At 70.2% G+C, this 21,203-nt stretch carries 24 protein-coding genes; 22 read left to right on the top strand and 2 right to left on the bottom strand.

The window, feature by feature from the left end:
- The first annotated feature begins 38 nt into the window (after positions 1-38).
- The 6 genes from ITJ69_RS16895 to trmD all read left to right on the top strand — a co-directional run bounded on the left by ITJ69_RS16895 (position 39) and on the right by trmD (position 5,090).
- Positions 39-884, top strand: coding sequence for an SDR family oxidoreductase (locus ITJ69_RS16895; protein ID WP_323743137.1), 846 nt, complete (start codon positions 39-41; stop codon positions 882-884).
- A 4-nt stretch (positions 885-888) separates the two neighbouring features.
- Entirely contained in the window at positions 889-3,009 is a 2,121-nt protein-coding gene (locus ITJ69_RS16890; RefSeq protein ID WP_228505977.1) for an FAD-dependent oxidoreductase, read from the top strand.
- A gap of 164 nt (positions 3,010-3,173) precedes the next feature.
- On the top strand, positions 3,174-3,587 hold the full coding sequence (rpsP, locus tag ITJ69_RS16885) for a 30S ribosomal protein S16 (protein ID WP_194673398.1): 414 nt from the start codon (positions 3,174-3,176) through the stop codon (positions 3,585-3,587).
- A gap of 3 nt (positions 3,588-3,590) precedes the next feature.
- Positions 3,591-3,827 (top strand): RNA-binding protein, encoded by a 237-nt coding sequence (locus ITJ69_RS16880; protein WP_111086067.1) that lies wholly within the window; start codon positions 3,591-3,593, stop codon positions 3,825-3,827.
- A 19-nt stretch (positions 3,828-3,846) separates the two neighbouring features.
- Positions 3,847-4,392, top strand: a complete 546-nt coding sequence (gene rimM / locus ITJ69_RS16875) for a ribosome maturation factor RimM (protein WP_123294799.1) — start codon at positions 3,847-3,849, stop codon at positions 4,390-4,392.
- Positions 4,393-4,397: 5 nt separating this feature from the next.
- Positions 4,398-5,090: a tRNA (guanosine(37)-N1)-methyltransferase TrmD gene (trmD, locus tag ITJ69_RS16870; RefSeq protein WP_123937689.1), complete on the top strand. Its 693-nt coding sequence runs from the start codon at positions 4,398-4,400 to the stop codon at positions 5,088-5,090.
- Positions 5,091-5,233: 143 nt separating this feature from the next.
- On the opposite strand, the gene map is transcribed toward trmD, so the two are convergent.
- A complete protein-coding gene (gene map, locus ITJ69_RS16865) occupies positions 5,234-6,025 on the bottom strand; it encodes a type I methionyl aminopeptidase (RefSeq protein WP_159572559.1) in 792 nt (263 codons plus the stop codon).
- Between the two features lie 167 nt (positions 6,026-6,192).
- Between map and rplS the strand changes: the two genes are divergently transcribed.
- The 9 genes from rplS (at position 6,193) to ITJ69_RS16820 (ending at position 13,405) form a co-directional block, all read left to right on the top strand.
- Positions 6,193-6,549 carry a 50S ribosomal protein L19 gene (gene rplS, locus ITJ69_RS16860; RefSeq protein WP_123339832.1) on the top strand — a complete coding sequence of 119 codons (357 nt, stop codon included), beginning with the start codon at positions 6,193-6,195 and terminating at the stop codon, positions 6,547-6,549.
- A gap of 133 nt (positions 6,550-6,682) precedes the next feature.
- On the top strand, positions 6,683-7,426 hold the full coding sequence (gene lepB / locus ITJ69_RS16855; protein ID WP_111086070.1) for a signal peptidase I: 744 nt from the start codon (positions 6,683-6,685) through the stop codon (positions 7,424-7,426).
- Complete coding sequence (locus tag ITJ69_RS16850; protein WP_194673397.1) at positions 7,423-8,121, top strand: ribonuclease HII; 699 nt, start codon at positions 7,423-7,425, stop codon at positions 8,119-8,121. Before lepB ends, ITJ69_RS16850 begins: the two co-directional genes overlap by 4 nt.
- Positions 8,122-8,358: 237 nt before the next feature.
- Entirely contained in the window at positions 8,359-8,682 is a 324-nt protein-coding gene (locus ITJ69_RS16845) for a DUF2469 family protein (protein WP_111086072.1), read from the top strand.
- Positions 8,683-8,787: 105 nt separating this feature from the next.
- Positions 8,788-9,135, top strand: a complete 348-nt coding sequence (locus tag ITJ69_RS16840; RefSeq protein ID WP_111086073.1) for a histone-like nucleoid-structuring protein Lsr2 — start codon at positions 8,788-8,790, stop codon at positions 9,133-9,135.
- Between the two features lie 152 nt (positions 9,136-9,287).
- Positions 9,288-9,677, top strand: coding sequence for a YraN family protein (locus ITJ69_RS16835; protein WP_123294793.1), 390 nt, complete (start codon positions 9,288-9,290; stop codon positions 9,675-9,677).
- Positions 9,674-11,197 carry a YifB family Mg chelatase-like AAA ATPase gene (locus ITJ69_RS16830; protein ID WP_123937692.1) on the top strand — a complete coding sequence of 508 codons (1,524 nt, stop codon included), beginning with the start codon at positions 9,674-9,676 and terminating at the stop codon, positions 11,195-11,197. The genes ITJ69_RS16835 and ITJ69_RS16830 overlap by 4 nt, the downstream gene beginning before the upstream one ends.
- Positions 11,194-12,441 (top strand): DNA-processing protein DprA, encoded by a 1,248-nt coding sequence (gene dprA / locus ITJ69_RS16825; RefSeq protein ID WP_194673396.1) that lies wholly within the window; start codon positions 11,194-11,196, stop codon positions 12,439-12,441. Before ITJ69_RS16830 ends, dprA begins: the two co-directional genes overlap by 4 nt.
- A gap of 25 nt (positions 12,442-12,466) precedes the next feature.
- Positions 12,467-13,405, top strand: coding sequence for a tyrosine recombinase XerC (locus ITJ69_RS16820; protein ID WP_194673395.1), 939 nt, complete (start codon positions 12,467-12,469; stop codon positions 13,403-13,405).
- 114 nt (positions 13,406-13,519) lie between these two features.
- Here the strand turns inward: ITJ69_RS16820 and ITJ69_RS16815 are convergent, their stop codons facing one another.
- Positions 13,520-14,110 (bottom strand): M23 family metallopeptidase, encoded by a 591-nt coding sequence (locus tag ITJ69_RS16815; protein WP_194673394.1) that lies wholly within the window; start codon positions 14,108-14,110, stop codon positions 13,520-13,522.
- Between the two features lie 354 nt (positions 14,111-14,464).
- Here ITJ69_RS16815 and ITJ69_RS16810 point away from each other — a divergent pair, with 354 nt between their 5' ends.
- The 7 genes from ITJ69_RS16810 (at position 14,465) to ITJ69_RS16780 (ending at position 21,153) form a co-directional block, all read left to right on the top strand.
- Positions 14,465-15,907, top strand: a complete 1,443-nt coding sequence (locus ITJ69_RS16810; protein WP_323743136.1) for a sugar porter family MFS transporter — start codon at positions 14,465-14,467, stop codon at positions 15,905-15,907.
- A gap of 312 nt (positions 15,908-16,219) precedes the next feature.
- Positions 16,220-17,146 carry a 30S ribosomal protein S2 gene (gene rpsB, locus ITJ69_RS16805; RefSeq protein ID WP_111086086.1) on the top strand — a complete coding sequence of 309 codons (927 nt, stop codon included), beginning with the start codon at positions 16,220-16,222 and terminating at the stop codon, positions 17,144-17,146.
- Positions 17,147-17,228: 82 nt separating this feature from the next.
- Positions 17,229-18,056 (top strand): translation elongation factor Ts, encoded by an 828-nt coding sequence (gene tsf, locus ITJ69_RS16800; RefSeq protein ID WP_111086087.1) that lies wholly within the window; start codon positions 17,229-17,231, stop codon positions 18,054-18,056.
- 126 nt (positions 18,057-18,182) lie between these two features.
- Positions 18,183-18,902, top strand: a complete 720-nt coding sequence (gene pyrH / locus ITJ69_RS16795) for a UMP kinase (RefSeq protein ID WP_111086088.1) — start codon at positions 18,183-18,185, stop codon at positions 18,900-18,902.
- 47 nt (positions 18,903-18,949) lie between these two features.
- The gene (gene frr / locus ITJ69_RS16790; RefSeq protein ID WP_111086089.1) at positions 18,950-19,504 is read left to right on the top strand and encodes a ribosome recycling factor; all 555 of its coding nucleotides are present in this window, start codon (positions 18,950-18,952) and stop codon (positions 19,502-19,504) included.
- Positions 19,505-19,569: 65 nt separating this feature from the next.
- A complete protein-coding gene (locus ITJ69_RS16785; protein ID WP_123294841.1) occupies positions 19,570-20,514 on the top strand; it encodes a phosphatidate cytidylyltransferase in 945 nt (314 codons plus the stop codon).
- Between the two features lie 90 nt (positions 20,515-20,604).
- Positions 20,605-21,153, top strand: coding sequence for a DivIVA domain-containing protein (locus ITJ69_RS16780; RefSeq protein ID WP_111086090.1), 549 nt, complete (start codon positions 20,605-20,607; stop codon positions 21,151-21,153).
- Positions 21,154-21,203: the final 50 nt, after the last annotated feature.

The raw sequence follows: 21,203 nt of genomic DNA, 5'->3' as shown, positions 1-21,203 counted from the left end.
CCCAGTCCGTCCCCCACCCACGCACGCAAAGGACCGCAGTGACCGACAGCACCAACGCACCCATCGCACTGATCACGGGCGCTTCGCGCGGCATCGGCCGCCTGCTCGCGCAGAAGCTCGGCCAGCGCGGCGTGACCGTCGTGGTCACGTACAAGGGCAACGCCGACCTGGCCGAGGAATCCCTGGCCGACGTCAAGGCCGCCGGCGGCGACGGGATCACCGCGCAGGTCGACATCGAGCAGCCGGAGTCGATCGACGCCCTGTTCGACCTGGTGCGGGACACCTACGGTCGCCTCGACTACTTCGTCGCGAACGCCGCCGCCAGCGCGTTCAAGCCCGTCAAGGAACTGAAGCTGCACCACCTGGACCGCAGCTACGCCACCAACGCCCGCTCGTTCGTGCTCGGGGCGCAGCGTGCCGCCGAGCTGATGGACCGCGGTGGGCGCATCGTCGTCGTGACCTCGTACGGATCGCTCCGCGCGTTCCCGACCTACGCCGCGCTCGGCGCCGCGAAGGCCATGAGCGAGTCGTACATGAAGTACATGGCGGTCGAGTTCGGTCCGCGCCAGATCACGGTGAACGCGGTCAACGGTGGCCTCATCGACACCGACTCGCTCGAGTACTTCTACACGAAGGTCCCCGGCCAGGCGCCGATCGACTCGGTGTTCGAGAAGCTCCCGCTGCGGCGCCCCGGCACCGCCGACGACATGGCCGACGCGGTGGACTTCCTGCTGTCCGACAAGGCCGGCTACATCACCGGTCAGGTGCTGTCGGTCGACGGTGGCCTGACCGTGATCGCCCCGCCGTTCTGGGCGGACACGACGTCGCCGCTGCGCGACGCGGTGCTCCCTGCTGACGACGCGGCTGTCGACGCGGCAGAGTAGGGGCATGAGCACCGTCGCCATGCCCGAGCTCGCCGTCGTCTCCTCGCCGTGGACACTCGGCCCCCTGACCCTGCCCAACCGGGTGGTCATGGGGTCGATGCACACCGGACTCGAGGTGCACGACGACGGTGGGGCCGGCATGGCGGCGTTCTACCGCGAACGTGCCGCCGGCGGCGCCGCCTGCATCATCACCGGCGGCATCGCGGTGAACGACGAGGCCCGTGGTGGCCCCGACTTCGCCGTGTTCGGTGTCGGGGGAGCGGACGAGCGGTTCCGCGCCGCGGTCGACGCCGTGCACGAGGAGGGCTCCACGATCCTCGCGCAGCTGTTCCACGCCGGCCGCTATGCGCTCGCCGCGGGGATGGTCGACCGGCACGGGGAGCCCCAGCGCGTGGTGGCACCGTCGGCCCTGCCCTGGGCGGCCGCCCGCGGCGTGGTGCCGACCGAGCTGACGCCGGCCGATATCGAGCGCACCATCGAGGACTTCGCCGCCGCGGCCCGGTCCGCGCGCGACATCGGGTTCGACGGCGTCGAGATCATGGCGTCCGAGGGCTACCTCATCAACCAGTTCCAGTCGCCGCTGACGAACCTGCGTGACGACGAGTGGGGCGGTACGCCGGAGCGTCGACGGCGCTTCACGGTGGCGGTCGTCGAGGCCGTCCGTGCGGCGGTGCCCGACCTGGCCGTGACGATCCGGCTCTCCGGCGCCGACCTGATGCCCGGTTCGTCGACCGAGGACGACGTCGACGCCCTGGTGCACGACCTGCTGCCGCTCGGGCTCGACGGCATCTCGGTCGGGATCGGCTGGCACGAGTCCCGTACCCCGACCGTGCAGGCCGCCGTGCCGCACGGCGCCTGGCTCGCCTACGCCGCGCGCATCGCCGGAGTCGTGCGCGGCTCGTCGTACCCCGACGTCCGGGTGATCGCGTCGAACCGGATGACCGACCTGCGCGACGGTGAGACGGTCCTCGCCGACGGGACGATCGACGCCGTCGCGCTCGCCCGACCGTTCCTCGCCGACCCCGCGCTCGTGAACCGGTCGCTCGCGGGCCGGTTCGCGCTGGTGAACACCTGCATCGGCTGCAACCAGGCCTGCCTCGACCGCTCGATCATCGGCGCGCCGGTGTCCTGCCTGGTGAACCCGCGCGCCGCCCGCGAGGTTGCCTTCCCGGCGCGTCCGACCACCGACCCCAAGCGCGTCGACGTCGTCGGCGGGGGACCGGCCGGTCTCGCCGCAGCCGTCGACGCGGCCCGACGCGGCCACCGCGTCACCGTGTGGGAAGCCGCCGACCGGCTCGGCGGCCAGTTCGGCCTCGCCGCGCTCGTGCCCGGCAAGGAGGACTACGCCGCCACCGTGCGGGCCGCCCGCGCCGAGCTCGACGAACGAGGAGCCACGGTGCACCTCGGCCGCCCGGCCACGACTGCGGACCTGGCCGACAGCGACGCCGTGGTGCTCGCCGCCGGGGTGGTCCCGCGCGACGTCGACGTCCCCGGAGCACACCTGCCGCACGTCCTGTCGTACGAGCGGGCACTGCGCGAGGGCGTGCCGGCCGGCACCGTCGCGATCATCGGCGGCGGCGGCATCGGCGTCGACACCGCAGCGTTCCTGACCGAGTCGCCGGACGAGTCGGTCCGCGCCACCGAGTTCGCGGCGCGCTGGGACCTCGACGTCTCCGAGGAGCTCGTCGGCGACGTCCCCCAGCGGCTGCCCGCTGCGTCGCGCACGATCCGGCCGGGCTCCGACGTCACCGTGCTCCGCCGATCGGGCAAGTTCGGGCAGGGCGTCGGGATCACCTCGCGCTGGGTCGCCATCGGTCGCCTCCGTGACGCGGGGGTGCGCATGGTCGGTGGCGTGCAGGAGTACCTGCGCATCGAGCCCGGTGCCCTCTGGATCCGCGACGAGCACGGCGAGGAGCGTGCGATCCCGGCGGACACCGTCGTGGTCTGCGCCGGGCAGGAACGCGCGATCGACACCGAGGGTGACGTGCGTGACGGACTCGTGACGGGCCTCCAGGCAGCCGGTGTGCCGTTCGCTGTCGTCGGCGGCGCACGCGACGCACGGAGCGTGGACGCGGTCCGCGCGACGTCCGAGGCCCTCGAAGCGGTCCGGCGACTCGCGCCGTAGCGCGTCGGCTCGCATCACGGCCCGGAATCTGTAAGAATGAACGGTCGAATCGCCGCAGCTCGACCCTCTATCCAGCTGTGAGCGATCTCTCTCGAGCTTTCACCGTGTGTGCCCCCACGCCCGCGGTTCCAGTTCAACCACAACGTAAGCAAACAGGAGCAATTGTGGCTGTCAAGATCCGTCTGAAGCGTCTCGGTAAGATCCGTGCGCCCTACTACCGCATCGTCGTCGCCGACTCGCGCACCAAGCGCGATGGTCGTGTCCTCGAGGAGATCGGTCAGTACCACCCGACCGAGGAGCCCTCGGTCATCAAGATCGAGTCCGAGCGTGCGCTCTACTGGCTCGGCGTCGGCGCGCAGCCGACCGAGCAGGTCGCGGCCCTCCTCAAGCTGACCGGCGACTGGGCCAAGTTCAAGGGCGAGAAGGACACCGCGTCCAAGGTCAAGGTCGCCGAGCCGAAGCAGGCCTTCCAGGTCGACTCCTCGAAGAAGGCCGTCCTCAAGCCGAAGTCGGAGAAGACGGCTCCCGCCGCCAAGACCGACGACGCCGAGACCGCCAACGAGACGACCGAGGCGTAGTCCTTGCTCGAATCCGCGCTGACGCACCTCGTCAAGGGGATCGTCGATCACCCTGACGACGTGCGCGTCGCCAGCTCCACCTCCCCGCGGGGCGAGGTCCTCGAGGTGCGCGTGCACCCCGAGGACCTCGGCCGCGTGATCGGTCGTGCCGGGCGGACCGCCAAGGCACTCCGCACCCTCGTCTCGGCCCTGGCCGACGGCAAGCGTGTGCGGGTCGACGTGGTCGACACCGATTCCTAGGGAGACGACCCAGCTCCGGGTGGGTCGAATCACGAAGGCACACGGGCTCAAGGGCGGCATCAAGCTCGAGCTCTACACCGACGACCCGGATCGTCGGTTCACCCCCGGTGCCACGTTCACGCTCCAGGTCCCCGACGACTCACCGTGGTCGGGCAAGACCCTCGAGCTGGACGAGCTCCGCTGGTACAACGGTCACCCCGTCGCGTTCTTCGCGGGGATCGACGACCGCACCGGCGCCGAGTCGCTCGCCCGGATCATCCTCTGGGTCGAGCAGGACGCCGACGCCGAGACCGGCGAGGACGACGCCTGGTACGACCACCAGCTGGTCGGGCTGAAGGTGCTGCGCGACGGCGTCGAGGTCGGCACCGTCGCCCGGGTCGACCACATGCCGGCGCAGGACCTGCTCGCGATCGACACCCCGTCGCGCGGCGAGGTCCTGGTTCCGTTCGTCGCGGCGATCGTGCCCGCGGTCGACATCGCGTCCGGCACCGTCACGGTCACGCCGCCGCAGGGCCTGTTCGAGGACCCCGAGGACACCTCCCGGCCCGAGACGGTCACGGACTAGCTGCCGTGCGGATCGACATCGTCACGATCTTCCCGGAGTTCTTCTCCGTGCTGGACGTGTCCCTGCTCGGCAAGGCCCGCTCCGGTGGGCTGCTCGACCTGCACGTGCACGACCTGCGCTCCTGGACGACCGACCGGCACCGCACCGTCGACGACACCCCGTACGGCGGCGGCGCCGGCATGGTCATGAAGCCGGAACCGTGGGCGCAGGCGCTGGACGCCCTGCTGCGGCCGGACGGCTCGTCGACCCTCGTGGTCCCGACGCCCGCCGGCACGCCGTTCAAGCAGTCCATCGCGCGCTCGCTCGCGTCGACGTCCGACCACCTCGTGTTCGCCTGCGGGCGGTACGAGGGCATCGACGCCCGCGTCTTCGAGTGGGCGGCGTCACGCTGCTCGGTCGTCGAACTCTCGCTCGGCGACTACGTGCTGAACGGCGGCGAGGTCGCGGCGATGGCCATGATCGAGGCCGTCGGGCGACTCGTCCCCGGCGTCGTCGGCAACCCCGAGTCCCTGGTCGAGGAGTCCCACGAGGACGGCCTGCTCGAGTACCCCTCGTACACGAAGCCCGCGTCCTGGCGCGACCACGACGTGCCCGAGGTGCTGCTCAGTGGCCACCACGGCAAGGTCGCTGCGTGGCGGCACGAGCAGCAGGTGGAGCGGACGCGGCGCGTCCGGCCGGACCTGCTGCCGCCTGCCTGACGGGCTGCGGCCTGCCGGTCGGTTTTCGCGCTCAGCGACAGTTCTCGCGGTGCGTTCCCCGTGAACTGTCGCTGAGCACGAAACCCGGCTCCGCCGTGTCGGACGGGAGGCGCGGGGCGGGACCGCACCGCGCCTCCAGTCCGTCAGCTGGTCGGGTCGGCGCGCTGGGCGCGACGCAGGGTCAGGACCTCGGGTCCGGACTCGGTGACCGCCACCGTGTGCTCGACGTGCGCAGCACGTGAGCCGTCGACGCTCCGGAGCGTCCAGCCGTCGTCGTCCTGGTACAGCTCGTCGGTGCCCTGCATGAGCCACGGCTCGATCGCGACCACCAGGCCCGGCCGGAGCTTCAGGCCGCGACCCGGACGTCCGTCGTTCGGCACGTGCGGGTCGCCGTGCATCGTGTGACCGACACCGTGCCCGCCGAACTGCAGGTTGACGCTGTAGCCCGCCTCCTTTGCCACGTGCCCGATCGCGTGCGAGACGTCACCGAGCTTGTTGCCCGGAGCAGCCTGCGCGATGCCGGCTGCGAGGGCGCGCTCGACGGTCGAGATGAGCGTCTGGTCCTCGTCGCGGGGCGTCCCGACCTGCACCGACACGGCGGAGTCCGCCACCCAGCCGTCGACGCTCGCGGCGAAGTCGAGGCTGACAAGGTCGCCGTTCTGCAGCACGTGGTCGAACGGCAGACCGTGCAGCGCCGCGTCGTTCACCGAGGTGCACAGGTTCTTGCCGAACGGCGACTTGCCGAACGAGGGGTGGTAGTCGACGTAGCAGCTCTCGGCGCCCCGGTCGGCGATCATCCGCGCGGCGACGCGGTCGAGCTCGAGCAGGTTCACGCCGACGTCGACCGTGGCGAGCAGTTCGTCGAGGACGTCGGCCACGAACCGACCGGCGACTCGCAGTCCGTCGAGTTCCGTGGGGGTGCGCAGTTCGATCATGGGTCCATCCTCGCTGTTTTGCCCCCGGCGTTCTGTGTGGCAGTATGGATCGCTGTGCCCTGGCTGGACTCTGCCACGGGGGAGTCGCCGACACCGGGCACGCACCACCACTTCATCAGACATCGATCCGCGGCGACCCGTGTGCGTCCGCAGAGAGTAGAACAGCCATGAGCCAGCTCCTCGACAACGTCGACGCAGCATCGCTGCGGACCGACGTCCCGGACTTCCGCGCCGGTGACACCATCAAGGTGCACGTGAACATCGTCGAAGGCACGCGCTCGCGTATCCAGGTCTTCCAGGGTGTCGTCATCGGCCGCCAGGGCCACGGCATCGGCGAGACCTTCAAGGTCCGCAAGGTGAGCTTCCAGGTCGGCGTCGAGCGCTGGTTCCCGGTGCACTCGCCGATCATCGACCACATCGAGATCGTCACCAAGGGTGACGTCCGTCGCGCGAAGCTCTACTACCTGCGCGAACTGCGCGGCAAGGCGGCCCGCCGCAAGATCAAGGAGAAGCGCGACGCCTGATCGCCTTCACAGTGAGCGCCCGCGAGCCGGACGCCGCTGCTGGCCCCTCGCCGATGTACGGTTGTGCATCGACGGGGGGCTTTCCCTTTGCGCCCGCTGAACCCGGGCGGGCACGGTGTGAACGAGAGCGGAAATGACGGACACGACTGAGGAATCCGGGCGCAGGCCCCGGCCCGAGAAGCAGCGCAACGGGATCCTCACATTCCTCCGCGACCTCGTCATCATCTTCATCGCGGCGCTGCTCGTGTCGTTCTTGGTCAAGACGTTCCTGATCCGCTCGTTCTACATCCCGTCGGCGTCGATGGAGAACACGCTGCAGATCAACGACCGCGTGATCGTCAACGAACTCGTCCCGGGTGTCGTGGCACTGAAACGCGGCGACGTCGTCGTGTTCAAGGACCCGGGTGGATGGCTCGCCGGGTCCGAGGTGCCGAGCGTCACGCCGGACACCCAGCCCGCCAAGGCGATCGACTGGGTCCTCACGCAGATCGGCCTCGGGACGGGCGACAGCGACGACCACCTCATCAAGCGTGTGATCGGTCTGCCAGGGGACAAGGTCTCCTGCTGCAACGACCTCGGGCAGATGTCGGTGAACGGCGTCCCGATCAAGGAGCCGTACCTCAAGCTGCCGGCCGGCGCCCCTGCTTCAGCGACCGACTTCTCCGTCACCGTGCCGAAGGGCACCATCTGGGTGATGGGGGACAACCGCAACGACTCCAAGGACTCCCGCTACAACGGGGACACACCGTCGAAGGGGTTCGTGCCGTTGTCCGACGTGACCGGCCGCGCCTTCGTGATCTCCTGGCCGACGAGCCGCTGGACGTGGCTCGACGACCACCCCGAGGTGTTCGCCGGGGTGGAGGAGCGCGACCAGTGACCCCCGTCCGCCCCTCCCTCCGCGTCGAGAAGCGGCTGCTGGCCGAAGGCCGTGTCACGGTCATCGGGATGGACGAGGTCGGACGCGGTGCGATCGCCGGTCCGGTCGGCGTGGGCGTCGCGGCCGTGACGATCGACGTCGGGCGGGTCCCGCAGGGTCTGGCCGACTCGAAGCTGCTGTCCGCCACCCGCCGGACGGACCTGGTCCCCGTCGTCACCCGGTGGGCGCGCACCGCCGTCGGCATGGCGTCCGCCGAGTACGTCGACCGGCAGGGGATCGTCCCGGCGCTCGGGGCAGCGGGGGCGCAGGCGCTCGAGTCGCTGGTCGCCGGTGGCCTGTCGCTCGACGGCGCCGTCGTCGTGCTGGACGGGTCCTTCGACTGGCTGACCCGTGCCGTCCCCACCTCGCTCCGTCCGACGACGGACCCGCTCGAGGTCGTCGTGCAGGTCAAGGCCGACCGGGACTGCGCCTCGGTCGCCGCGGCGTCGATCATGGCGAAGGTCGCGCGGGATGCCCTGATGATCGCAGCCCACGACGAGGCACCGCACTACGCCTGGGCGTCGAACAAGGGCTACGGCTCGACCGCGCACTACGACGCCATCCGCGCGGTCGGGGCGCACGCACTGCACCGCAAGTCGTGGCTGCACCAGGCGTCGAGCGTGTCACTCGAGGGCTTCGACGCGCTCGTCAGCTGACGCGCTGCGGTCGCCCGCCCGCCGTGCCTGTGACCCCCGAGGTTCCGAAATCTCGGCATCTCGGCCCATGCCCGGTGCAGCAGCGGAACCTCGGCGGAGCGCACACGGCGTGTTGTGGAACCTCGGTGGGCTCGGATCGGGAGCGGACGCCGAGCTTGCTCGCACTTCCGTCTTCGGGTGCATCCCTCGAGCTGCTGTCGCGCACTGGTGCGGCTGCCGCCGTAGACTGTGGGCGCAATGGATGAGGACGAATTCGACGACTACGACCGCGAGGTCGAGCTGGCCCTGTACCGCGAGTACCGCGACGTCGTGTCGCAGTTTCGCTACGTGGTCGAGACCGAGCGGCGTTTCTACCTGGCGAACGAGGTCGAACTCGTGCGCCGGGACACCGAACACGATTTCTACTTCGAACTGACGATGAACGACGTCTGGGTGTGGGACGTCTACCGTTCCGACCGGTTCGTCAAGGGCGTCCGCGTCCTCACGTTCAAGGACGTGAATGTCGAAGAACTGACATCGCGAGAACTCGAACTGCCGAAGGAACTCGCACTCGACGAGTGATCGTCAATTCCGGTGCATTCGGTGAATCGCCGGTGATCGGTGACGTGCCGGAATTCCACGCGCTATTCTGGTCGGGATTTCCCGTCCAATGAACAGGAGCCGCGCATGGCACAGAAGGTCACCGTCCAGCTCGTCGACGACCTCGACGATTCCCCCATCACCACCGGTGAAGGTCGCACGGTCGAATTCGGTTTCGACGGCTCGTCGTACGAGATCGACCTGACGAACGACAACGTCGACAAGTTCCGCGAAGCGATCTCCGACTACATCGCCGCAGCGCGCAAGGTCTCCGGTCGTCGTACCGGCAGCACGGCGCCGAAGTCGGCCCCGAAGCGTGGCAACTCCGAAGAGCTCGGCAAGATCCGCGAGTGGGCGAAGGAGAACGGCTACGAGGTCTCGACCCGTGGTCGTATCTCGACCCAGGTGCAGGAAGCGTACGCAGCCGCACACTGAGCCGCTGTCGACGAAGGACCCGGATGATCGCGATCACCCGGGTCCTTCGTCATTCCTCCCCAAGGGCGATCGTCGTCGTCTGATTCCACAGAGTCTTCGTCGGTGCACATCCTCGCTGCCGTTCCCGCGATCGTTGCCGTGGAGGCAATGACATGGAACAGAAGCTGCACGATCGCCCTGGACGAACACTCCGGAACGGCCGCCTGGGGCGGTTCGGCGAGGACCAGGCCGTGGCGTGGTTGCACGAACGGGGTTTCCGGGTCCTCGAGCGGAACTGGCGGTGCGCCCGGGGCGAGATCGACATCGTCGCGTGGGATTCCTGCACACTCGCGTTCATCGAGGTGAAGACGCGATCCGGTACGACGACGGGGCATCCGTTCGAGGCGATCACGGCGACGAAGCTCACGCGGATGCGACGACTCGTGGCCGAGTGGTTCGACGCCCATCCGGAGGTGTCGGCACGCGCTATCCGCATCGACGTGGTCGCGGTCCACGTCGACGGCCCGCGGACGGCCGTGCAACACGTGGCGGGTGTGCTGTGACGGGCATCGGCCGTGCTGCGGCCGTCGCCCTGCTCGGCGTGACCGGGCGCCGGATCGAGGTCGAGGCCCACCTGACCAGCCAGCTGCCCGCCTTCAGCATCATCGGACTGCCGGACACTTCGCTCGGCGAGGCGCGCGAGCGAGTCCGTGCCGCCGCTGCGAACGCCGGGTGTCCGTTGCCGGCTCGTCGGATCACGGTGAACCTCACGCCCGCGGCGATCCCGAAACGGGGTTCCGGGTTCGACCTGGCGATCGCGATGGCCGTGCTCGCCGGCGCCGGACTCGCACCCGACGTCAGTGAGCGGATCGTCTACATCGGGGAGCTCGGTCTGGACGGTCGGGTCCGACCGGTCGCCGGAGTCATCCCGATGTTGCTCGCCGCCCGCGACGCCGGGGCCGACCGAGTCGTGCTGCCGATCGGCAACCTGCCCGAGGCCCGCGTGGTCGACGGCGTGCGCACCACCGGGGTCGACTCACTCCGTGCGGCTGCGATCGACGCCGGCGCGCTGCTGCCGCCGGTCGAGGTCGACGCGGTGCTGCCGGTGCCGGTGCCCTCGGTCCAACGCCCGGTGGCCGAACTGGCGGATGTCGTCGGGAACCCGATCGGGGTGCGCGCCGTCGTCGCCGCGGCGGCCGGTGGGCACCATGTGCTCCTGCTCGGTCCACCCGGTGCCGGCAAGACGATGCTCGCGGAGCGCCTGCCCGGGCTCCTGCCCGACCTCGACGACGCGACCGCGCTCGAGGTCGCCGCCGTCCGGTCCGTCGCCGGACTCGGGCCGGCGTCGTGGAGCACGAAGCCCCCGTGGGAGGCCCCGCACCACTCCGCGTCGGCGATCTCCCTGATCGGCGGCGGCTCCGGTGTGCTGCGACCCGGAGCAGTGTCGCGGGCGACCGGCGGCATCCTGTTCCTCGACGAAGCACCGGAGTTCCCCCGTGCGGTGCTCGACGCGCTCCGCCAGCCGCTCGAGTCCGGTCGGATCACCATCCACCGGGCTGCGGGCGCCGCCGAGTTCCCCGCGCGGTGCCAGGTCGTGCTCGCTGCCAATCCCTGCCCGTGCGGCAACGCCGGCGGAGCGCACGGCCAACCGTGTGAGTGTCCGCCGAGTGCGGTCCGGCGCTACCTCGGGCGGATGTCCGGACCGCTGCTCGACCGGATGGACATCCGGGTGCTCGTGCCCCGGGTGACGACCGGGAAGATGCGTGGTACTGACGGGAGCACGCCGACGACGGCCGAGGCCCGCGCCGGCGTCGCTGCGGCCCGCGCTCGGATGGCCGAACGCCTCCGGGACACCGGGTGGACGAAGAACGCCGAGGTCACCGGAGCCTGGCTGCGGGCGGACGGCCGGATCGAACCCGGTTCGACCACCGAGCTCGACCGGGCGCTCGACCTCGGCACCCTGACCATGCGGGGGTGGGACCGGGTGATGCGGCTCGCGTGGACGCTCGCCGACCTCGAAGCGGTCGACCGTCCGAGCAGAGCACACGTCCGGGGTGCCCTCGCCCTTCGGAGCGCGCTGTGAGCGGCGTGGGGCCCGGCCACGGCAGCGAACTGCTGGCCGCGATCCGACGGGTCCTCGGGGCCGACGGAGTGTCGGACCCGGTCGAGACCGCTGCCCGCGTGGCGTGGTCCGTGATCGTGGAGCCGGGGGACTCCGTCGCCGGTGAGCTCATGGCGGCCCTCGGGCCGGAGCGCGCCCTCGGCGCGGTCCTGCTGGCAGCCGACGGTGCGTTCGACGAGCTGCTCGACGGGTGCGTGGAGGCCGGTGTGCTCGGTGCGGAGGACCCCGATGCGTTCGCCGGTGTCCTGCACACCGCCATCGACCGGTGGCGACCGCGCTTGGTCCGGTCCGACGTTGCCGACGTCGTCGCCTCGGCCGAAGCCGTCGGGGCACGACTGCTCGTGCCAGGGTCCGCTGGGTGGCCGACGGCGATCGACGACCTCGGCCCCCACGCACCACTCGTGCTCTGGACTCGCAGCGCCACGGCGGGTGTCGGCGACGGGGCACCCGCCCTGGCCGTGGTCGGGTCGCGGGCGAACACCATCGCCGGGGCCGAAGCAGCCGCCGAGATCACCTCGTCCGCCGCGGACGCCGGCTGCACGATCGTCAGCGGCGGCGCCTACGGGATCGACGCGGTCGCACACCGGGTGGCGATCGCCGCAGGGGCCCCGACGATCGCGGTCCTGGCCGGGGGGATCGACCAGCTCTACCCCGCCGGCAACGTCCAGCTGCTCCACAACGTCGCTCGGCAGGGCGCCCTGGTGGCGGAGTCGGCGCCGGGGACCCGCCCGACCCGGTGGCGCTTCCTGGCCCGGAACCGGTTGATCGCCGCCCTCGCCGATGCCGCTGTCGTCGTGGAGGCCGGTACGCGGTCCGGTGCGCTCAACACCGCACACCACGCCGGGCAGCTCGGTCGCCCGGTGTTCGCCGTCCCGGGAGCGTTCGCGTCCTCGGCGTCGGTCGGGTGCCACCGGCTCGTGGCGCAGGGCCGGGCGCAGCTCGTCGTGCACCCGGGGGACCCGGTCGCCGCGATGCGTCCCGTGCCCCCATCCGCTGCGACCGCGGCGGCGGACGAACCCCTCGTGTCGGTCCAGCGCGATCCCGAGGTCGTCCGGGTCCTCGACGCGCTCGGCCGTCGTGCCCTGCCAGAGGCCGAGATCGCTCGACGGTCCGGGCTGTCCGGAGCTGCGGTGGCGGACGCCCTCGCGCTCGCGCAGTTGCAGGGGCTCGTGGCGCACAGCAGCGGCGGGTGGGGCCGCGCATGACGTCAGCCAGCCGTACGCTGACGACGTGGCGGACCGAGCAGAGCAGAAGGAAGAGCGACTCGTGGCAGCGGTCGACTCGTTCCTCGGGCACGCTCGACACGCCAGGGGACTCAGCGACCAGACGCTCCGCGCGTACGCGAACGACCTCGAGCAGTTCGTCGGGTTCGCCGCGCAACGCGGCGTCGTCAGCATCGACGGGGTCGACCTCGAACTCCTCCGTGACTGGTTGTGGGAAGCCGACCAGCGGGGGCTCGCACGGTCGACGATCGCCCGCCGGTCGTCGTCGGTGCGGGCGTTCACCCGGTGGGCGAGCGAGACCGGGGTGACCACGACGGACGCCGGCGTGCGGCTCCGTGCACCGAAGGGCGGCTCGCACCTGCCGCGGGTGGTGTCGGCCGACCAGGTCCGTGGGTTGCTGGACGGCCTCGCGGCCCGTGCAGCGACCGACGATCCCGGTGCGCTGCGGGACCTCGCGCTCGTGGAGCTGCTGTACGCCGCGGCCATCCGGGTGAGCGAGCTCGTCGGCATCGACGTCGCCGACGTCGATCGCGGGCGGCTCACGGTCCGCGTGCTCGGGAAGGGCGGGAAGGAGCGGGTCGTGCCGTTCGGCGTCCCGGCCCGTGACGCACTCGAGGCGTGGACGTCGCGGGGGCGTCCGACCCTCGCGGCGCGGGCCGACGTACCGAGCACGGCACTGTTCCTCGGCGACCAGGGTGGCCGGCTCGGGGTGCGGAGTGCGTACCGCGTGGTGGCTCGCCTGCTCGGGGACCTTCCCGGCGAAGGGCCGAGCGGACCGCACACCTTCCGGCACACCGCGGCGACGCACCTGCTCGACGGGGGAGCGGACCTGCGGGCGGTTCAGGAACTGCTCGGGCACGCGAGCCTCGGGACGACGCAGATCTACACGCACGTGTCCTCAGCACGGCTGCGCGAGGTCTACCGGACGGCCCACCCGCGCGCCTGACGGCGCGACCGCCGCGCCTGACGTTCGGCCACACACCCGTCCAGCCACCGGGCCGACTCACGTCGCCCGTCGCCCGTCGCCCGTCGCCCGTCGCCCACCGCTCGTCGCCGACGCTCACCCCGGCCAGGCGGACTCCGGCAACAGCACGGGCCACTCGGCCGCGGGAAGGTACGGCGTCGGGTCCACGTAGCGGCCGTCGACCCGCGCGCCGAGGTGCAGACACGGTGCCGAGGCCGGGCAGTGCCCCACGGACACCCGGCCGACCGGATCACCCTGTCGCACGTCGTCCCCGGCGGCGACGAGCGGCTGCACTGAGTCGAGGGTGCTGACGAGCCCGCCGCCGTGGTCGATCGTCACGACGCTCCTGCCGCCCACCGGTCCGGCGAACGCCACCGTGCCGTCGTCGACCGCCGCCGCAGTCGTGCCGAGCGGTGCCGGGACGTCGAGCCCGCGGTGACCGGCGGCGTAGTCGTCGGACGGTGGCTCCCACCCGCGCTCGACCACCCGCGTGCCGGTCGGCCAGACCCACGGTTCGGCAGCACGAGTCGCCGCCGTGCCATACCGGTGGTCGCGCAGGTCCTCCGGCGCGGGCACGGGTGCGGGCAACGACGCGGTGGCCGTCCAGAACGCCCCGAGCATCCCGATCACCACCACCATCGCGGCGACCGGAGGGAGCCGAGTGCCGGAGCCGGGGAACAGGAGCATGCCGTCACTCTGTCCGCCACGGACCGGCCACACGACCGAGGTGAGGCGGTCCGTGGAGGGTGGGGCGGGCCTCCCGGCCTGTGGAGGGACGAAGCGACCGCAACGAACGACGTCCTCGATGTCGCACGACATCGACGGTGTCGTTCCGAGTCGAGGCGACACCCTCCCCGACCCGACCCGACCCGACCCGACCGCCCCGTCCCGCGCACCGAGCGCACCCGGTTATGACCACATCCACCACGAGGAGTACAGTCGGGGCCGCTCCGGACCACGCAACGCCGCACGGACGGCGAACGAGCCGACCGCCGGGGCACCGTGCCCACAGCAGCACGGCCGGCAGAACCCAGGAGCATCGTGTCCAACACAGCCACCGGGCACGGCGAGGACCGTGCGTTCAAGGGGAAGGTCACCGCGTTCGCCATCGCAGCAGCGGTGGGCGGTTTCCTCTTCGGCTTCGACTCGTCGGTCATCAACGGCGCCGTCGAGGCCATCAAGGGCGAGTTCGGCCTGTCCGAGGCGGCGAGCGGCTTCGCCGTCGCTTCCGCGCTCATCGGCTGTGCGTTCGGCGCCTACTTCGCCGGTCGACTCGCTGACCGCTGGGGTCGCACCCGGGTGATGTTCTGGGCCGCGGTGCTGTTCCTGGTGAGCTCGATCGGCTCGGGCTTCGCGTTCGCCACGTGGGACTTCGTCCTGTGGCGTCTCGTCGGCGGCCTCGGCATCGGTACGGCCTCGGTGATCGCGCCGGCGTACATCTCCGAGGTCTCGCCGAAGGCGATCCGCGGGCGCCTGGCCTCGTTCCAGCAGCTCGCGATCACGCTCGGTATCTTCGCCGCGCTGCTCTCCGACCAGTTCTTCGCCGTCACCGCCGGTGGCGCCTCCGAGGTCGTCCTCGGCCTCCCGGCCTGGCGCTGGATGTTCCTGGTCGGCGTGATCCCGTCGGTGGTCTACGGCATCCTGGCGATCACGCTGCCGGAGTCGCCGCGGTACCTGCTCGCCAAGGGGCGGACGGAGGACGCCCGTGCGGTCATGACGAAGATCGTCCCGCGCGACACGGTGAACACGAGCCTGGAGGAGATCCAGGACGGCATCAAGAAGGAAGCCAACGAGAAGAAGGGCTCCATCCGGGGCAACCGCTTCGGCCTGCAGCCCATCGTCTGGGTCGGCATCATCCTGGCCGTGCTGCAGCAGTTCGTCGGCATCAACGTGATCTTCTACTACTCGACGACGCTCTGGCAGGCCGTCGGGTTCAAGGAGAGCGACTCGTTCCTCATCTCGACGATCACCTCGGTGGTCAACGTCGCCGTGACCTTCATCGCGATCTTCCTGGTCGACAAGATCGGTCGGAAGCCGCTGCTCGTCACCGGTTCCGCCGGCATGTTCGTGTCGCTGGCGATGGTCGCGATCGCGTTCTCGCAGTCGACGATCGTGGACGGCAACCCGAGCCTGCCCGGCGCGTGGGGCGTCATCGCCCTCGTCTTCGCGAACCTGTTCGTCGTGTCGTTCGGCGCGACGTGGGGTCCGCTCATGTGGGTGCTGCTCGGCGAGATGTTCCCGAACCGCATCCGCGCCACGGCGCTCGGCATCGGCTCGGCCGCCAACTGGGTGGCTAACTTCATCGTCACGATCACCTTCCCGGTGCTGTCCGGCTTCAACCTGACGGTCACGTACGGCATCTACGCGCTGTTCGCGCTGATCTCGTTCTTCTTCGTCATCGCGAAGATCCCGGAGACCAAGGGTCGCTCGCTCGAGGAGATGGGCATCTCCGCCGAGGGCGACACGGTGAACGCGAAGGCGTGATCAGTCGCGTCTGAGACACCCAGAACACCGGACAGGAGGCCCGGATCACGTCAGCCGGTCGGCGCGCGTGATCCGGGCCTCCTGTCTGCTAGCATTTCTCCAGCAGTGCGCTGATGCGCGCTGACTTCGCGTGTCCACAGGGTCGTCAACGGTTCGCCGTCTCCGACCCGGCACCCGACCACCGGTCCCGCTCTCACGAGCGGGCGGTCGCGTGCCAGGACACCAGGGATCACGACCTCCGGTCGTGCTCGACACAACCGCAACAGGGGCACAGCACAGCTGCGCTCCGAGAACACAGAAGGAGGACGGCACATGGCCGTCGTCACCATCCGCCAGCTGCTCGACAGCGGCGTCCACTTCGGACACCAGACCCGTCGGTGGAACCCGAAGGTGAAGCGCTTCATCCTCGCCGAGCGCTCGGGCATCCACATCATCGACCTGCAGCAGTCGCTGGCCTTCATCGACCGCGCGTACGACTTCGTCAAGGAGACGGTCGCGCACGGTGGCACGATCCTCTTCGTGGGCACCAAGAAGCAGGCGCAGGGCTCCATCGCCGAGCAGGCGACCCGCGTCGGCCAGCCGTACGTCAACCAGCGTTGGCTCGGCGGTCTGCTCACGAACTTCCAGACGGTCTCCAAGCGCCTCGCGCGCATGAAGGAGCTCGAGGAGATCGACTTCGACGACACGACGAAGGGCTTCACCAAGAAGGAGCTCCTCATCAAGAAGCGCGAGCTGGACAAGCTCCACAAGACCCTCGGTGGTATCCGCAACCTCACGCGGACCCCGAGCGCGCTCTGGATCGTCGACACCAAGAAGGAGCACCTCGCGGTCGACGAGGCGCAGAAGCTCGGTATCCCGATCATCGGCATCCTCGACACCAACTGCGACCCCGACGAGATCACGTACCCGATCCCGGGCAACGACGACGCGATCCGCTCCGTCGGTCTCCTCACCCGCATCGTCGCCGACGCCGCGGCCGAGGGCCTGAAGACCCGCCACAACGGTGGCGACGACGAAGAGGCCGCAGAGCCCCTCGCCGAGTGGGAGCAGGAGCTCCTCGGTGGCGACGCCGCGACGCCGTCCGCCGACGCCGCTCCCGAGGGCGCGACCGTCGAGGAGAACAACGCTGACGCGCAGGTCGCCGCGAAGGAGATCGGCGAGCCGATCGCCGACGACGCGAAGAACGCGGAGCCGACGGCCGAGGCCGAGGCAGCCGCGGAGACCACCCCCGCCGAGTGACCTGTCGCAGGCGCCGGACCCGATCGGGTCCGGCGCCTGCGTCACCACTCTCCACACCCGTACCGTCCAGAAAGGACAGTCAATGGCAAACTTCACCGCTGCTGACGTGAAGAAGCTCCGCGAGGACCTCGGCGCCGGCATGATGGACGCGAAGAACGCGCTCGTCGAGGCCGACGGCGACTACGACAAGGCCGTCGAGCTGCTCCGCATCAAGGGTGCGAAGGCCGTCGCCAAGCGCGACGACCGCGCCACCTCCGAGGGTGTCGTCGTCGCGAGCTCCGAGAACGGCGCCGCCACGGTCGTCGAGCTCGCGAGCGAGACCGACTTCGTCGCGAAGAACGAGAAGTTCACGACGCTGGCCGACAAGGTGCTCGGGGCCGTCGCGGCCGCCGGTGCAGCTGACGTCGCCGCCGCGAACGCCGCCCCCGTCGACGGCAAGACCGTCCTCGAGGTCGTCAACGAGTCGGCCGCCGCACTGGGCGAGAAGCTCGAGGTCCGCACGGTCCGCCGTGTCGAGGGCTCGGCCTTCGAGATCTACCTGCACAAGACCAGCCAGGACCTGCCGCCGCAGATCGCCGTCGTCATCGCGTACGAGGGTGACAACGCTGCCGAGGCCCGCTCGATCGCCCAGCACGTCGCGTTCGCGAACCCGACGTACCTGACCCGCGACGAGGTCCCGGCCGACGAGATCGCCAAGGAGCGTGCGACCGTCGAGGCGATCACGCGCGAGGAGGGCAAGCCCGAGGCTGCGCTCCCGAAGATCGTCGAGGGTCGGGTGAACGCCTACATCAAGCAGGTGTCGCTCCTCGACCAGGACTACGCGAAGGACAACAAGATCTCCGTCGCGAAGGCCGCCGAGAACGCCGGCATCACGATCCAGGGCTTCGCCCGCGTCAAGGTCGGCGCGTAACGAACCCGTGACGGGGTCAGGAACCAACCAGGTTCCTGGCCCCGTTTTTCGCGCCTCCGGGCGCGACACACACGCGACACATCCGCGAGTACATTTCCACGAGACCACGACGAAGGGTGCGATCAGATGACCGACGAGAAGACCGGACGACGCCGCGTACTGCTGAAGCTGTCGGGAGAGGCCTTCGGGGCCGGATCGCTCGGCGTGAACCCCGACGTGATCGGGGCCATCGCCAAGGAGATCGCCGTCGCCGCGCGCGAGGTCGAGATCGCGATCGTCGTCGGCGGGGGCAACTTCTTCCGCGGCGCCGAGCTCTCGCAGCGCGGGATGGACCGCGGCCGTGCCGACTACATGGGCATGCTCGGCACCGTGATGAACGCGCTCGCCCTGCAGGACTTCCTCGAGCAGGCCGGGGCCGCCACGCGCGTGCAGTCGGCCATCGCGATGACCCAGGTCGCCGAGCCGTACATCCCGCGGCGCGCCGAGCGGCACCTCGAGAAGGGCCGCGTCGTCATCTTCGGCGCCGGCGCCGGTCTGCCGTACTTCTCGACCGACACGGTGGCCGCGCAGCGAGCGCTCGAGATCAAGGCCGACGAGGTCCTCGTCGCCAAGAACGGTGTCGACGGCGTGTACACGGCGGACCCGAAGAAGGACGCCACGGCCGAGAAGCTGCACCACGTGACCTACCAGGACGCGCTCCTGAAGGGCCTGAAGGTCGTCGACGCCACGGCGTTCTCGCTCTGCATGGACAACGGCATGCCGATGCACGTCTTCGGCATGGAGGGCGACGGCAACGTCCAGGCCGCCATCCGTGGCGAGCGCATCGGCACCGTGGTCAGCAACTGACCCGCACCGCTGACTAGACTCGACGCCAGTACCGAAGGAGTAACACCGTGATCAGTGATGTCCTGACCGAAGCCACCGAGAAGATGGCGAAGGCTGTCGAGGTCGCCAAGGACGACTTCTCGACCGTCCGCACCGGCCGCATCAACGCGGCGCTCTTCCAGAAGATCCCGGTCGAGTACTACGGCACGCCGACGCCGCTCGCGCAGCTCGCGTCGCTGCAGACGCCCGAGGCCCGCACGCTCATCGTGACGCCGTACGACAAGACGGCGCTCAAGGAGATCGAGCGCGCCATCGCGACGTTCCCGAACCTCGGCGCCAGCCCGACGAACGACGGCGACATCGTCCGCGTGACGATCCCGGAGCTCACCAAGGACCGCCGCAAGGAGTTCGTCAAGCTCGTGCGGACGAAGGGCGAGGACCACAAGGTCGTCATCCGGAACATCCGCCGCAAGGCCAAGGACGACCTTGACGCACTCAAGGGTGAGATCTCGGACGACGAGATCTCGCGCGGCGACAAGGACCTCGAGGCCCTGACGAAGAAGCACGTCGACCAGATCGACGAGTCGCTGAAGAAGAAGGAAGCCGAACTCCTCGAGGTCTGATGCGCCGCCCGGACCAGGGCGGTGAACGCCCCACAGCAGAGCACGGACCCGACCACACCGGGCCCGTGAAGAAGGGGCTCCGCCAGGACTTCGATGCGCGTGCCCGAGCGGCCCGCACCGACTTCGAGGCGCAGCTCCGGCAGCGCAAGGCCGACTTCGGTGCGCGCAACGAGGCCCTGACGGCGCGCACCGGGCGCAACCTGCCGGCGGCGATCGGCATCGCGCTCGCGTTCGCCGTGGTCATGCTCGGCACGCTCCTCATCTGGCCGCCGTCGTTCATGGTCGTGGCGGCGTTCCTGCTCGGCGTGGGCGTCTACGAGCTCACGAGCGCCATGCGCTTCGCCGGCCGGGACGTCCCGCGGATCCCGAGCGTCGCCGTCGCGATCGCGATCGTGCCGGCGGCGTTCCTGCTCGGGCAGGTCGCGGCACTCTTCACGCTGCTCGGTGGCATCGTCCTGATCAGCCTCTGGCGTCTGGTCGAGGTCGCGCTCTCGCGGCAGAAGCCGTCGGCCGGCGACGTGTTCCGCGACGTCACGAACGGTCTGTTCGTGCAGGCGTACATCTCGCTGCTCGGCGCCTGTGTCGTCCTGCTCTCCGCGCAGTCGCAGGGCAACCTGTGGGTGATCGGCTTCATCCTGGTCGTCGTCGCTGTCGACACCGGTGCCTACGCCACCGGGTTGAACCTCGGCAAGCACCCGATGGCGCCGCGGATCAGCCCGAAGAAGACGTGGGAGGGCTTCGCCGGATCGGTCGCAGCGAGCATCATCGTCGGCATCCTGGTCGCCTGGCTCATGCTCGGCCTGCCGTGGTGGACCGGCGTCGTGCTCGGCGTGCTGATCTCCGGGTCCGCGACCCTGGGTGACCTCACCGAGTCGATGATCAAGCGCGACCTCGGCATCAAGGACATCTCGTCCTTCCTGCCCGGGCACGGCGGACTGCTCGACCGCATCGACAGCATCCTGCCGTCGGCTGCCGTCGCCTACGTGCTGTACCTGATCGTCAACCACTGACCGACCTCGATCGACCTCGTCGGCCCACCCTGAGCGCCGCCCTCAGCGCGTCCAGGTTGTGCCACGGGTCGGGACTGGCAGAATGACGCCGTGGCCACCACCTTCCCGACCGCAGCCCGCTCCGCCCTCGGATACGACGTCGACGAAGTCGAGCGTTTCCTCGAGGACGCCCGTCGTGCGTACTCCGCCGACGACAGCGCCCCCGGCATCGAGGCTGCGAAGATCCGCGCCACCGCGTTCTCGATGCGCAAGGGCGGCTACTCCACCTCGCACGTCGACGCAGCGCTGGAGCGCCTCGAGGACGCCTTCGCGGCCCGGGAGCGCGAGCGGGAGATCGGCGACGCCGGACAGAAGGCCTGGTACGCCGAGGCCCGCACGAAGGCCTCCGACGTCGTGGCCCGCCTCGAGCGCCCGGACGGACAGCGGTTCAACCGGGTGAGCGTGCTCGGCACCGGCTACCACCCGAAGGACGTCGACGCGTTCGCGGCCCGCCTCGGTGGCTACTTCCGCGAGGGCAAGCCGCTGAGCCTCACCGAGGTGCGGTCGATCGTGTTCCGCCCGAAGCACGGCGGCTACCGCGAGGGCCAGGTGGACGCGCTGCTCGACGCCGTCGTCGAGGTCATGCTCGCCGTCCGCTGACGACGCGCTGCACCCAGGTGCTTCGCTTTCCGTGATCGTTCCGTTACCCT

Source organism: Curtobacterium sp. VKM Ac-2887, assembly GCF_015350935.1.
GTDB lineage: Bacteria > Actinomycetota > Actinomycetes > Actinomycetales > Microbacteriaceae > Curtobacterium.
The sequence above is the reverse complement of the archived record's forward strand: the minus strand, read 5'-3'. Positions and strand labels throughout refer to the sequence as shown.